Raw genomic sequence first — 12,826 nt, 5'->3', positions numbered from 1 at the left:
TCCGCCCGGCGGGCCTCGTCGGCGGGTACCCGCAGGTCGGGGGAGGCGGCGCCGGCTACAGGTCCGCGTGGAGGCGCCAGACGAGGTCCGCGGAGTACGCCCACGAGTAGACGGGGGCGCGGTCGTAGCCCGCGGTGGTGAGCTGCTGCTGCAGCTCGACGTCGTGCAGCACGTTCGACAGCGCGATCGCGAGCCGGCGCTCGAAGGTGCTCGCGTCGCCGAGCGACACGTGCAGCGAGGCGCCCTGCGAGACCTCCATGAGCGCCGGCACATCCGTGTGCACGACGGGGGTCCCGGCGCGGAACGCCTCGAGCCCCTTCTCCGCCCGCCCCGGCACCGCAGGCACGCCCCGGTACCGCCAGGCACCGCGCGATCTTGGCGGCGGATGGCCGTCCCGAGGGCGCGGGAGCGACCAGCCACCGCCAAGATCCGGAGGGGGCGGAGGCGGGCCGGCTACTCCGTCTCGGGCGGGGCCTCGCCGTCCATCGCGTTCTGGATGAGCTGCTGCGCGTACGCGTAGTCGGGCGCCTCGGGGTCGATGTAGGGCGGCGAGAGCTGCACGCGGATGTTGTCCTCGCGGCCGCGGCCCTTCAGCGCGAGGTCGGCGATCACGCCCGCCTCGCCCTTCGGGATGTCGGTCTGGATGACCTCGTCGAGCACCGAGAGGATGGGACCGCTGTGCCCGAGCATCGCCTTCGGCAGCTGCGAGATGATCGCGTCCTGCAGCTCGCGCTGGCGCTGCATGCGGTCGTAGTCGGTGGATTCGTACCGCGAGCGCGCATACCACTGCGCGTGGTGCCCGTCGAGCACCTGGACGCCCGGCTCGATCCACTCGGTCGGCGGCTTCCAGCCCTCCTGGCCCTCGTCGTTGGCGCCGAGCGCGATCGGCTCCTTGACGTCGATGGTGACGCCGCCCATCGCGTCCACGAGGTCGGCGAAGCCGTCCATGTTGATGAACACGTAGTAGTGGATCTCGAGCCCGGTGATCCACTCCACCGCGTCGCGCGTGGCCTCGATGCCCTTGTCGGAGCCCTTGTCCTCGGCCTCGGGGTAGATGTCGTAGTCGTGGTAGGTGACCTCGGTGTAGACCGAGTTGAGGTAGCAGGGATCCACGTTGCAGTACGTGTAGTCCTCCGGGTACATCTCCTGCATCGGCCCCTCGGAGAAGCCGAAGTGCATGAGGTTTCGCGGCAGGCCGACGCTCGTGGTCTGCCCGCTGAACACGTCGAAGCTCATGACGCTCACGGAGTCCGGGCGCATGCCGTCGCGGGTGTCGCCCGCGTCGCCGCCGAGCATGAGCACGTTGAGGCGGCCGTCGCTCGGGAACTTCAGCCCGCCGTTGGGCCCGCCGAAGAGCTGCTGCACGGCACCCTGCGCCTGCATCACGTTGGCCGCCCCGTAGCCGCCCACGAACACCGGCACGACGGCCAGCACGATCGCGACCACCGCGATGAGCCCGCGTGCGAACGCGTCGACGCGGAACAGCTTGACCTGCCGCAGCGTCTCGAGCATCGTCGCCATCATCCACAGCCCGTAGCCGAGCAGGATGGCGGCGAGGATGCGCAGCCCCCACGCGGTGGTGAGCATGAACAGCAGCGGCCCGCGCAGCAGGAACCAGAGCAGGACGACGATGATGATCGCGAGGATCGCGAGCATCCACAGCCGCAGCCCGAGGCGGCCGAAGCGGCGGTTGCCGGCGAGCAGCGGGCCCGCACCGGGCACGAGGAGGTTCGCGACGACGAGCCACCACGCCCGCTTCGTCATGAACTCGGGCGAGGAGGCGTCGGGGTGCCGCAGCGGCTTGGATTCGTTCATAGCTCGGTCCAGGGTAGGGCAGAACGCTGGGGCGCTCCCCGCCGACGCGTCGGTTCCGTGCTCCGCGCGGTCGCGAATGACAGTATCCTCGTGTCCGGACACCCCGCGGGCGAGCCGCGCCCGCCGAGCCGAAGGACCGAGCACCGTGCCGAAGACCGTAGACCACGACCAGCGTCGTGATGAGATCGTCCGCGCCACCTGGCGCATCATCGCGAAGCACGGCATGGCCCGGGCCACGATGCGGCAGATCGCGAGCGAGGCCGGCTACGCGAACGGCGCGCTCAAGCCCTACTTCCCCACCAAGGCCGATCTGCTCGGCGCGACGTACCGGCACGTGTTCGACCGCACCAACCGCCGCGCCGCGGAGGTGAACGCCTCGCTGCGGGGCTTCGACGCCTTGGAGTCCTTCTGTCGCGAGGTCATGCCCCTCGACGCCGAGCGGCTCGACGAGGCGCGCGTCGTGATCGAGTTCTGGGCCGAGGCCACGACGGACGAGGAGGCCTTCGAGCTGCACCGGGAGGCCGTGGCCGAATGGCGCGAGTGGATGCTCGGCTGGCTGGAGGAGCACGACGCCGGGCGCGGCTGGGATGTCGAGGTCGACGGGCTGCTGACCTTCCTGCAGGGCACCCAGGTCACCGCGGTGTTCGCGCCCGCGCAGAACACCCCCGAGCGCCTCGAGGCCCAGCTGCAGGGCCAGCTCGCCCCGCTCCGCTGACCCCGCCATCCATAGCCCCCTCCCCTCGGAAAATGGCCACGGCCCGTCGTATCGACCGGCGAGAACGACGAACCGTGGCCAGGATTCTGGAGGGAGGGAGGGGAGGCGGGGTCAGCGGGAGCGCTGCAGCGCCTCGTTCTTCTCGGCCACCATGGCGGTGAGGGAGTCGGCGTAGTCCTGCAGCCGGGCGGCCACCGCCTCGTCGGTCGAGCCGAGGATGCGCGCGGCGAGCAGGCCGGCGTTCTTGGCCCCGCCGATCGAGACCGTCGCGACCGGGATGCCGCCCGGCATCTGCACGATCGACAGCAGCGAATCCATGCCGTCGAGGTGCTTGAGCGGCACGGGCACGCCGATCACCGGCAGCGTGGTCATCGACGCGACCATGCCCGGCAGATGCGCGGCGCCGCCCGCGCCGGCGATGATCGCCTCCAGCCCCCGGCCGCGGGCGCCGCGGGCGTACTCGACCATCTTCTCGGGCGTGCGGTGGGCGGAGACGACCTCCACCTCGACCGCCACGCCGAGCGCCTCGAGCGCGTCGGCGGCCTCGCGCATGACGGGCCAGTCGGAATCGGATCCCATGATGATGCCCACGCGGGCGCGGGGTTCGGTCACGTGCGTGCTCCTTCGTTCGTGCGTCTTCGGCAGGTCAGTCCTCGAACATCGCCGCCGCGGCCCGGGCCCGGTAGGCGACCTCGTCGAGGTCCTCGCCGCACACCGTGATGTGGCCGACCTTGCGGCCCGGCCGGGCCGACTTGCCGTAGGTGTGCAGCTTCGCATCCGGGAACTTCGCCATCACGTCGGCGAAGCGCGCGGTGATCGGCTCGCCCTGCGGGCCGCCGAGGATGTTCGTCATGACCGAGTAGCGGTCGCGCGGGGCGGCATCGCCCAGCGGCAGGTCGAGCACGGCCCGCAGGTGCTGCTCGAACTGGCTCGTGCGCGCGCCGTCGATGGTCCAGTGGCCCGAGTTGTGGGGCCGCATCGCGAGCTCGTTCACGAGCAGCCGCTGATCGGCAGTCTCGAAGAGCTCCACCGCGAGCACGCCGGTGACGTCGAGCCCCTCGGCGATGGATTCCGCGATCGAGCCCGCCACCTGCGAGAGGCGGTCGTGCGCCCCCGAGTGGGTGGCCGGCGCGAAGACCTCGTTGCAGACCCCGTCGCGCTGCACCGTCTCGACCACGGGCCACGCCGCGATATCGCCGCTCGGACGCCGGGCCACGAGCTGCGCGAGCTCGCGGCGGAAGTCCACGAGCTCCTCGGCCAGCAGCACGTCGAAGTCCTCGAACCAATCGGCGCCCGCCTCACCCGACTCCACGATGCGCACCCCGTGGCCGTCGTAGCCGCCGCGCGGGGTCTTCAGCACGGCGCGGCCGCCGTTCTCGTCGATGAACGCCTGCAGCTCCCGCGGCGAGGAGACCCCCGCCCACACGGGCACGGGGGCGCCGAGCGCGGCGAGGCGCTCGCGCATCCGCAGCTTGTCCTGCGCGAACTCGAGCGCGTGCGGGCCCGGGTGCACCTGCGCGCCCGCGTCCACGAGGGCGCGCAGCACCGGCTGCGGCACGTGCTCGTGATCGAAGGTGACCGCGTCCACCTCCTTCGCGAAGGCCATCACGGTGTCGAGGTCGCGGTAGTCGCCGACCTCCGTCGCCGCGATGCGGGCGGAGGAGCCGGGCGCCTCGGCGAGCACGCGGATCTCGATGCCCAGCTCCACCGCCGCGGGGATCATCATCCGGGCCAGCTGCCCCCCGCCCACTACGCCTACGACCGGTACACCCATGCATCTCGCCTTTCTCGCCGGAACATCCCCGCCATTCTCGCATCTGGGAGAGCCGCCAGGGGCGGCGTGCAAGAATCGGTGCGCCCGAAGGCGATTCGCCGTCCCGTCGAAAGCAGTACCCGTGATGAACGAACCCGAGGAACGCGAGGAGCAGGATCCCGCGCACCCGCATTCGGGCGCCATCGAGATCATCGCCGCCGAGCACGCGCAGGCGAAGCCCGGCAGCCGTCCCATCCGCTGGTCGCTGCCGTGGTTCCAGAGCTTCGTCGCGCAGCTGCTGAAGTTCGGCCTCGTCGGCGGGGTGAGCGTGTTCGTGGACATCGGCGCCTACACGCTGCTGCGCACGACCGTGCTCTCGCCCGAGGTGCACCCGCTCGGGCCGATGCTCGCGAAGGTGCTCGCGACGCTCGTCGCGATCCTCTGGAGCTGGATCGGCAACCGCTTCTGGACCTTCCGGCACGCGCGCGCCTCGGGGCGGCACACGACGCGCGAGGGGCTCGAGTTCCTCGGCGTGAGCCTCGCGGGGATGGTCATCGGCCTCGTGCCGCTGTGGATCACCCACTACGTGCTGCACTGGGATTCGCTGCTCGTCGAGAACCTCGCGAACCTCGTCGGCATCGGCCTCGGCTCGATCTTCCGCTTCGCGCTGTACCGCTGGTGGGTCTACTCCCCGCGGCGGCTGCACCTGCGCGAGTCCACGCCGGCCTGACCCGGCCTCCGGCCCGGCACCGGTATTCCCCGCCGGGCCGCTCCGCTATTCCTCGGCTGCTCCCTATTCCTCGGGCTGCTCCTCGCGCTCCGCGGCCCGGTTGACGTTCCCGGTCAGCTCCCGCAGCGCCTGGGTCACCGTGACCGCGTTCGGCACGTCCGCGAGCACCACGACCCGCCCCGTCACCGCCCGCAGCTCGATCGTGCCCGAGCCGAACAGCGCCTGCCACCAGTTCCGCCGCATCCGCACGTCCACCACCTGATGGTGCGCGATCTCGCGCACCGCGCTGCGCAGCAGGCCCTTCTTCGAGACCGTGCGCACCGAGGAGACGAGATAGCGGTGCCGCAGCCACGCGATGATCGGCATCGCCCCCAGCAGCAGCCCCGCCGCGCCGGCGAGGTTCGCCCAGAGCAGCCAGTCGCCCTCCTCCCGCAGGCCGCGCGAGCAGTAGCCGATGAAGCCGGCGGCCGCGATGAGCACGAGCGAGGGGAGCACGAGCCGGCGGGCGTGCTGGCGGATGACCGCGACCCGCAGCTCGGGGCGCGCCGGCCTGCGCTCGCGGGCGGGCCCGGCCGGGGCCGCCGGGGCCGACTCGGCGGGCGCAGGGCCCTCGCCGAGCGGCTGCGGCGGGGTCTCGTCGAGCCAGCCCTCCGGCACGGAGTACCCCGGCGCGCCCGGCCGGGCGTGCGGGGGATGCGGGAATTGCGGGGACGGCGGCTGCGTCACTCACCCTCCTCGGGCTTCACAACGGGGCGGACATGCTCAATATCGCCCACGTTGATCGGATGAACCTGACCGTCCGCGCCCCGGACCAGCAGCGCGCCGGTCCCGTCGACGCCCGTCGCGACGCCCACGAGGTCGGCGTCCTGCGGACGGGTGACGCGCACCTCGAGGCCGATCGTCGTGCAGTGCCGCTCGAGCTCGCCGCGCAGGCCGGTGGCCGAGGCGTCGCCGCCGGCCTCGTCGAGCGCCCGGATGCGGGCCGCGAAGCCGCGCAGGAACGCGCCGATCAGCGCATCCCGCTCGGGGCGGATGCCCGCCTCGTCGAGCGCGATCGCGTGCGGGAACGCGAGCCCCTGCTCGGGGGTGCGCAGGTTGATCCCGGCGCCGAGCACGCAGGCGAAGCGGGCGCCGCCGTCGACCACGCCGAGCAGCTCGCCGAGGATGCCCGAGACCTTGCGGCCGTCGACGAGCAGGTCGTTGGGCCACTTGATGGCGATGCGCCCGGCGACGTCCTCGGCGAGCCCCGGGGACTGCGCGGCCGCCAGCTCGAGCAGCGCCTCGCGCAGCGCGACGCCCGCGGCGAGCGCGACCCAGCCGATGGAGGTGCGCGCGGCCGCCGCGTCGAACTCGAGGTACGTGGAGATCGCGATCGCGGAGTCGTCGGGGGCCACCCACTCGCGGTCGAGCCGCCCCCTCCCCGCCGTCTGCGAGAACGCGACGATGGTGTGGAAGGGCGCGAAGCGCTCGCGGTCGTCGACGAACCGGGCGCGCATGACCTCGTTCGTCGAGGTGAGCTCCTCGTGCAGCTCGACCCCGGCCGTCGTCGAATCCGCCAGTGCCACTTCGATGCGCTCCACGCCGCGTCCCCTCATCCGTCCCGACCGATACGGGGTCAACGCTAGTGGCATTCGACGCCGCCGCGCCCTTTTGGAGGTTTCCACAGCGCAGCGCGTCCATCCTTCGTGGCTCCGAGCCGATTTCCCGTGCAGCGCGCGTATAGGGTGGTGCAGATGAACGATAACGCTGCTGAGCGCGACCAGCCCGATCTCTCGACGGCCGGCCGCATCCGAGACCTCAAGCACCGCTACGCCGAAGCCGTCACCGACGCCGAGGAACGCGCTGCCGCCAAGCAACACGCCAAGGGCAAGAACACCGCGCGCGAGCGCATCCACGGCCTGCTCGACCCCGGCTCCTTCGTCGAGATGGACGAGTACGTGCGGCACCGCACGGCCGCGTTCGGCATGGACCGGAACCGCCCCTACGGCGACTCGGTGGTCATCGGCACCGGCACCATCCACGGCCGCAACGTGGCCGTGTACTCGCAGAACTTCACCGTCTTCGGCGGCTCGCTGGGCGAGGTCGCCGGCGAGAAGATCATCAAGATCATGGAGTACGCGCTCAAGGCCGGCGTGCCCATCATCGGCATCCTCGACTCCGGCGGCGCCCGCATCCAGGAGGGCGTGATCGCGCTCGGCAAGTACGGCGAGATCTTCCGCCTCAACACGGCCGCCTCGGGCGTCATCCCGCAGATCTCGATCGTGATGGGCCCCGCGGCCGGCGGCGCCGTGTACTCCCCGGCGCTCACCGACTTCGTGATCATGGTCGACAAGACCAGCCACATGTTCGTCACCGGCCCCGACGTCATCAAGACCGTCACGGGCGAGGACGTCGGCATGGAGGATCTCGGCGGCGCGCTCTCGCACAACCGCACCTCGGGCGTCTCGCACTACCTCGCCCCGGACGAGGAGGACGCGCTCGACTTCGCGCGCAACCTCATCAGCTACCTGCCGGACAACAACCTCGCCGATCTGCCGCGCTACGACGCGCGCACCGAGCTCGAGGTCACCGACCGCGACCAGGTGCTCAACACGATCATCCCCGACTCCCCCAACCAGCCCTATGACGTGCTCAAGGTCATCGAGACCGTGGTGGACGACGGCGAGTTCCTCGAGATCCAGGAGCTGTTCGCGCCGAACATCGTCGTCGGCTTCGCCCGGGTGGAGGGGTCGCCGGTCGGCATCATCGCCAACCAGCCCAACCAGATGGCGGGCACGCTGAACATCGACGCCGGCGAGAAGGCCGCCCGCTTCCTGCGGATGTGCGACTCGTTCTCGATCCCGATCCTCACGCTCGTCGACGTGCCCGGCTACCTGCCCGGCACCGACCAGGAGTGGTCGGGCGTCATCCGCCGCGGCGCGAAGCTGCTGTACGCCTACGCCGAGGCCACCGTGCCCCTCGTGACGGTGATCCTGCGCAAGGCCTACGGCGGCGCCTACATCGTCATGGGCTCGAAACAGCTCGGCGCCGACTACAACATCGCGTGGCCCACCGCCGAGATCGCCGTGATGGGCGGCCAGGGCGCCGTGAACATCCTCTACCGCCGCGACATCCAGGCCGCCGCCGACAACGGCGAGGACACCGCGGCGCTCGGCAAGCGCCTCGCGGACGAGTACACGTACAACGTCGCCTCCCCCTACCTCGCGGCCGAGCGCGGCGAGCTCGACTCGATCGTCGAGCCCGCGGCGACCCGCGTGACGATCACCAAGGCGCTGCGCGCCCTGCGGTCCAAGCGCGCCTCGATGCCGCCCAAGAAGCACGGGAACATCCCGCTCTGATGGTCAAGCAGCCCCGGATCGCGATCCCCGACCTCGACCTCTCCGACTCGCTCGAGCCGGGCGAGGCCGCACTCGTGCGCGGCAACCCCTCCGCCGAGGAGCTCGCCGCCGTCTCGGCCACGCTGGCCGTGCTCTTCGCGGAGGGCGTGGCCGTGGACCGGCCGCGCGACGTGCCCGAGCGGCTCGACCCGTGGGAGCGCTCGCAGCGCTTCCTGCAGGGCGGCATGTCCGCGAGCGACCCCCTCTTCGGCCGCTTCCGCTGAGCGTCGGGGCCGAGCGCCCCGCGCTGCGCGTGCAGATGCGTCGCAGTTCGTCGTCATGACCCCGTCATGACCGCGAAGTGCGACGCATCCGTCGTTCCGGGGCCGGCCGGGCTCGCGCCGGGAGTCGCGCCGGCCGCCGGACCGGCGCGGGCCGACAGCTCGGGCCGGCGTCTCAGGCGCGCACGAAGGTGGCCACCGACTCCACGTGGTGCGTGTTCGGGAACAGGTCGTAGGCGCGCAGGCGCACGAGCTCGTAGCCCCGCTCGCGCAGCAGGCCGGTATCGCGGCCGAGGGCGACCGGATCGCAGGCCACGTACACGAGCTGCGCCGGGCCGAGCTCGGCCAGCGCGGCCACGACGGCCTTCTTCGCGCCGGTGCGCGGCGGGTCGAGCACCACGGCGCCGGCCGCGAGGGCGCTCCGCTCGGCGGCGCCCCCGTCCGAGGCGAGCCGCCGCAGGTAGTCGTCCACGGATGCGGTCGCGGCCGATGCGCGCCGCCACTCCCGCAGGTTCCGCCGGGCGAATCCCGTCGCGGCCCTCGACGACTCGACCGACTCGACCGCGACGTCCGCGGTGCCCGCGAACTCCGCGAGCGCGGCGCCGAGCAGCCCCACCCCGCCGTACAGGTCGAGATGCTGCGCGGCGGCGTCAAACCGGGCCGGGTCGATCGCCTCCTTGACCGCGTCGAACAGCGTCGCGGCCGCATGGCGGTGCACCTGCCAGAACCCGTCCTCGCCCACGAGGAACTCCCTGTCGTGCACCCGCTCGAGCAGCTGCTCCGGGGCGCGGGCGGGCTTGCCCTGCGGGCGCCGCCGCATCCTCGCCTCGCTGTCGGAGGGGGCGACGAAGTCGATGCGCCCGGGGCTGCGGGAGCCCTCGCGTATCTGCGCGAGGGCGAGCTCCTCGATGTCGGCGAACGCGAGCGGCAGGGAGTCCGTCGGGACGATCCGGTGCGAGCGCGCCGCGACCGGCCCCACGCGCCGGTCCTCGTCCACGTGCAACGTGAGGCGCGTGCGCCAGCCCGTGCCGCGCGATCCGTCGTCGCCGGGGAGCGCCTCGACGCCGAGGCCGCCGATGATCCCGTCCTCGCGGTCGAGCCCGCCGAAGCGCGCCATCGCGTCCACGATCACGCGGCGCTTCAGCTCGCGGCCGAACTCGGGCAGCACGTGGCCGAAGCCGGCGCCGCCCGCACGCTCCTCCGGGTCGCGGTCGAGCGATGCCGCGCTCCAGACGTGCTCCACGCGCTGCGGAGCCGCCTCCAGCACCTGCACCGTCGTCGCCTGCGCGTGCGACTTCTTCACGTCGGTGATCCGCGCCCGCACGCGCTCCCCCGGCAGGGCGTCCGCGACGAACACCACCCGGCCGGAGGCGTGGCGGGCGACGAAGACGCCCGGGTGGGCGACCTCCCCGATGTCGAGGTCGACGACGACGTCCGGGGCGAGTTCGGGGGCTGCGGATGCGTGAGTCACGCCCCCAGCCTAGTTGTCCGGGGCGTCCGCCGGCCCGGCGCCAGGCGTTGATCCCGCACCCGGCTCGGCCTGATACTTTCTGCATCGGAACCACCAACCGCCCGGCCGGGACGTGCCACGACCCGGCGCCCGCAGCGAAGGAGCCGCCCGTGCAGTTCCGCATCCGCCGAACCCAGGCCGCGACCGCGAGCGCGGCGGCGCTGCTGCTCCTCGCGGGATGCGGGACGCCCGCCGAGGTGCTCGAGGGCGCCGGGCGCGAGTCCCCCGCGGGGCAGTCCGGTGCCCCGACCGACTCCGCCGAGGCGGGCCGGAGCCCGCTGAACTGCGCGAGCGTGCTCCCCGACGACCAGTTCCTCGTCGCCGAGTCCGATCCGCTCTGGGGGCTGCAGGAGCAGGTGGCCATGACCGACGCCGAGTTCGTGGTCGAGCCCGTGAACGTGGAGTTCCCCGAGCAGGAGGGCCTCGACACCATCGCGATCGACCGCGGCGTGGCGTGCCTCGCATACGGCGACAGCCAGTCCTTCATGATCGGCTACACCTTCGCGGAGTTCGACCCCGGCCAGGCCGAGGCGCTCGCGGAGCACGCCGCGGACATCGACGGCGCGCCCGACACCCTGCCGAACGGCGCGCTCGTCTACCACGACACGTACCAGGGCGCCGAGATCTGGGAGCGCTATCTCGTCGTCGGCGAGCACTGGCTCATCAACATCCAGGGGCTCGGCGAGGTCGACGAGGCCTTCCTCGACCGCTTCGACGGCTCCGTGCGCGACGCGGACGCGAACTCGGCGGCGTACCGGCCCGAGCACGCGAGCACGTGCTCGCTGTTCTTCCCGCCCCTCGAGGGCGACGCAGCGTCCGCCTTCGCGGTGAAGATGAGCAGCGTGCCCGCGCTCACCAGGTACCACTTGGAGTACCCGCTGCAGAGCAGCAATCAGTTCGACGACGACCTCGGCAGCCTCAACCCCGTCTGCATCGGCCTGGACTGGCACGAGTCCGAGCCGGGCATGGAGCAGCCTCCCGCCGGGGATCCGGTGGCTGCCAACGAGCGCTGCGAGCTCTACGAGGTGGAGCCGGAGTCCCGGTACCGGGCGTTCTGCGACACGGGCTGGGCCGAGATCGGCGCGCCGCTCGAGATCGCGGAGCGGGTGCTGCCGCCCGAGTTCCGCGGATTCGAGTAGCGCGGCGGCGCGAACGCCGGCGCGGCAATACCCTGGTGGCATGCGCCTCATCCTCGCCTCCACCTCCCCCGCCCGTCTCGCCGTGCTCCGCAGCGCCGGCGTGGAGCCCGTCGTTCGCCCCTCCGAGGTCGACGAGGACGCGGTCCTCGCCGCCGCCGGCCCGCTCGATCCCGCCGCGACCGTGCTGACGCTCGCGAAGGCCAAGGCCCTCGCCGTCGCGGACGGCCCCGAGCGGGAGGCGCTCGACGGCCTCGTGCTCGGCGGCGACTCGATGTTCGAGGTCGACGGCGAGATCTACGGCAAGCCGGGCTCCCCCGAGGCCGCCCGCGAGCGCTGGGCGCTGCAGCGGGGCCGCACGGGGACGCTCTGGTCGGGCCACTGGATGGTCGACCGCCGTCTCGGCGCCCCCGGCGACGAGGGCGCGGGCGCGGTGAAGTCCGCCGAGGTGACCTTCGTGGACGACCTCGACGACGCCGAGGTGGAGGCCTATATCGCCTCGGGGGAGCCGCTGTGGGTGGCGGGCGCCTTCACCATCGACTCGCTCGGCGGCCCGTTCATCGAGCGCATCGATGGCGACCCCTCGACCGTGATCGGCATCTCGCTGCCCGTGGTGCGCCGGCTCGCACGCCGGCTGGGCGCCGACTGGCCGTCGTTCTGGAACCGGCCCGGCGCCGCCTCCTGACCGCACGGGAACGGGCCCGGCGCCTCGCGGATGACCGGGACTATTTCGTGGCGTTGGGGTGGTGCGTGTGGACCTGCTCCAGATATACGACCCGCCCGACCACGTAGAACCAGATGCGCGCATCGCCCTGCCTCGTGGGCTTGTGCTGCCACCGCTCATGCGATTCGCCTCCGCGCATCACGGTTCCGAGCACGTCTTTGAGACGGTAGTTCGTCGGTGTCGTCTCCAGCGGGGATCTCGTCAGGAAATCCCAGGAGTCCACCAGCGCGTTTCGCATGGTGGCCTGCAGATCGGTCCAGCCTCGCCGGGCCTGCGTCGAGGCGAACCGGATCTCGTATTCGGCGTTCTTGAGCGGACGTTCGACCCTCCGGGACTTCGACACGCTAGGGGCGCTCCACCTCGACCTCGTAGTCGATCCAGTCGACCGGGGCCTGATCGAGCCCCGCCGCGATCGCGGTGGCCGTCTCGCGCCATGCGGTCATCTCCGCGGCGACGAGGTGCGATTGACCGGTCCCGAACGAAGCCCGGGCAGCTTCGAGCAGCTCCGTCGCGCACGTCTCGCGAGCGGTCGGCGACAGCGCGAGCATCCAGGGGAAGGCGCGCGCCATGCGGGCGCCGAGCGTACCCCGATCGTCGGTGGACACCGCGATCAGCTGTGCGGCGAGCTCCAGCAGGCGCTCCCGCGCCGCGGCCTCCCGCTTGGTCATGAGCACCAGGTCTTCTCCATCCCTCCGGGTCACGTCCACGGGGTGTTCCTCCGCGGCCTCGAACACCTCGCGGGATCCGCGGCTCAGCTCGGAGGAGCGAAACGCACGCGGTCCAGTCGTTGCAGTCATATCCCCAGCATACTTCAGAACGTGTTCAGAAGTCTGACGCTGTGGATG

Annotated in this window: 15 protein-coding genes; 6 read left to right on the top strand and 9 right to left on the bottom strand. The window is 72.0% G+C overall.

Annotation, left to right across the window (positions count from 1 at the left end):
- Positions 1-55 precede the first annotated feature (55 nt).
- Together FM112_RS00430 and FM112_RS00425 are read right to left on the bottom strand one after the other, a co-directional pair.
- Positions 56-346 (bottom strand): glycosyltransferase family 4 protein, encoded by a 291-nt coding sequence (locus tag FM112_RS00430; protein ID WP_140400517.1) that lies wholly within the window; start codon positions 344-346, stop codon positions 56-58.
- A 107-nt stretch (positions 347-453) separates the two neighbouring features.
- Positions 454-1,815 carry an LCP family protein gene (locus FM112_RS00425; RefSeq protein ID WP_176386603.1) on the bottom strand — a complete coding sequence of 454 codons (1,362 nt, stop codon included), beginning with the start codon at positions 1,813-1,815 and terminating at the stop codon, positions 454-456.
- A gap of 145 nt (positions 1,816-1,960) precedes the next feature.
- Here FM112_RS00425 and FM112_RS00420 point away from each other — a divergent pair, with 145 nt between their 5' ends.
- Positions 1,961-2,530 (top strand): TetR/AcrR family transcriptional regulator, encoded by a 570-nt coding sequence (locus FM112_RS00420; protein ID WP_087002127.1) that lies wholly within the window; start codon positions 1,961-1,963, stop codon positions 2,528-2,530.
- A gap of 111 nt (positions 2,531-2,641) precedes the next feature.
- On the opposite strand, the gene purE is transcribed toward FM112_RS00420, so the two are convergent.
- Together purE and FM112_RS00410 are read right to left on the bottom strand one after the other, a co-directional pair.
- Positions 2,642-3,142 (bottom strand): 5-(carboxyamino)imidazole ribonucleotide mutase, encoded by a 501-nt coding sequence (gene purE, locus FM112_RS00415; RefSeq protein WP_254910309.1) that lies wholly within the window; start codon positions 3,140-3,142, stop codon positions 2,642-2,644.
- 34 nt (positions 3,143-3,176) lie between these two features.
- Positions 3,177-4,304, bottom strand: a complete 1,128-nt coding sequence (locus FM112_RS00410; RefSeq protein ID WP_087002112.1) for a 5-(carboxyamino)imidazole ribonucleotide synthase — start codon at positions 4,302-4,304, stop codon at positions 3,177-3,179.
- Positions 4,305-4,428: 124 nt separating this feature from the next.
- On the opposite strand from FM112_RS00410, the gene FM112_RS00405 reads away from it, so the two are divergent.
- Entirely contained in the window at positions 4,429-5,013 is a 585-nt protein-coding gene (locus tag FM112_RS00405; protein ID WP_087002109.1) for a GtrA family protein, read from the top strand.
- A 63-nt stretch (positions 5,014-5,076) separates the two neighbouring features.
- Here the strand turns inward: FM112_RS00405 and FM112_RS00400 are convergent, their stop codons facing one another.
- Positions 5,077-5,739 (bottom strand): PH domain-containing protein, encoded by a 663-nt coding sequence (locus FM112_RS00400; RefSeq protein WP_087002107.1) that lies wholly within the window; start codon positions 5,737-5,739, stop codon positions 5,077-5,079.
- On the bottom strand, positions 5,736-6,593 hold the full coding sequence (locus tag FM112_RS00395; protein WP_176386602.1) for a biotin--[acetyl-CoA-carboxylase] ligase: 858 nt from the start codon (positions 6,591-6,593) through the stop codon (positions 5,736-5,738). The genes FM112_RS00400 and FM112_RS00395 overlap by 4 nt, the downstream gene beginning before the upstream one ends.
- Positions 6,594-6,746: 153 nt before the next feature.
- On the opposite strand from FM112_RS00395, the gene FM112_RS00390 reads away from it, so the two are divergent.
- The gene (locus FM112_RS00390) at positions 6,747-8,351 is read left to right on the top strand and encodes an acyl-CoA carboxylase subunit beta (RefSeq protein ID WP_087002123.1); all 1,605 of its coding nucleotides are present in this window, start codon (positions 6,747-6,749) and stop codon (positions 8,349-8,351) included.
- Positions 8,351-8,614 carry an acyl-CoA carboxylase subunit epsilon gene (locus FM112_RS00385; protein WP_087002103.1) on the top strand — a complete coding sequence of 88 codons (264 nt, stop codon included), beginning with the start codon at positions 8,351-8,353 and terminating at the stop codon, positions 8,612-8,614. The genes FM112_RS00390 and FM112_RS00385 overlap by 1 nt, the downstream gene beginning before the upstream one ends.
- A gap of 172 nt (positions 8,615-8,786) precedes the next feature.
- On the opposite strand, the gene FM112_RS00380 is transcribed toward FM112_RS00385, so the two are convergent.
- Positions 8,787-10,082 (bottom strand): class I SAM-dependent RNA methyltransferase, encoded by a 1,296-nt coding sequence (locus FM112_RS00380; protein ID WP_087002101.1) that lies wholly within the window; start codon positions 10,080-10,082, stop codon positions 8,787-8,789.
- Between the two features lie 149 nt (positions 10,083-10,231).
- On the opposite strand from FM112_RS00380, the gene FM112_RS00375 reads away from it, so the two are divergent.
- Together FM112_RS00375 and FM112_RS00370 are read left to right on the top strand one after the other, a co-directional pair.
- Positions 10,232-11,260, top strand: a complete 1,029-nt coding sequence (locus tag FM112_RS00375; RefSeq protein ID WP_087002099.1) for a hypothetical protein — start codon at positions 10,232-10,234, stop codon at positions 11,258-11,260.
- Between the two features lie 40 nt (positions 11,261-11,300).
- On the top strand, positions 11,301-11,942 hold the full coding sequence (locus FM112_RS00370; protein WP_087002097.1) for a nucleoside triphosphate pyrophosphatase: 642 nt from the start codon (positions 11,301-11,303) through the stop codon (positions 11,940-11,942).
- Between the two features lie 40 nt (positions 11,943-11,982).
- Here the strand turns inward: FM112_RS00370 and FM112_RS00365 are convergent, their stop codons facing one another.
- Together FM112_RS00365 and FM112_RS00360 are read right to left on the bottom strand one after the other, a co-directional pair.
- On the bottom strand, positions 11,983-12,324 hold the full coding sequence (locus tag FM112_RS00365; protein WP_087002095.1) for a hypothetical protein: 342 nt from the start codon (positions 12,322-12,324) through the stop codon (positions 11,983-11,985).
- Between the two features lies 1 nt (position 12,325).
- Positions 12,326-12,778, bottom strand: a complete 453-nt coding sequence (locus FM112_RS00360) for a prevent-host-death protein (RefSeq protein ID WP_087002093.1) — start codon at positions 12,776-12,778, stop codon at positions 12,326-12,328.
- Positions 12,779-12,826: the final 48 nt, after the last annotated feature.

It is taken from the genome of Gulosibacter sp. 10 (assembly GCF_900163695.1).
GTDB lineage: Bacteria > Actinomycetota > Actinomycetes > Actinomycetales > Microbacteriaceae > Gulosibacter.
Note: the sequence above shows the minus strand (reverse complement) of the source record. Positions and strands in the feature narration are given on the sequence as shown.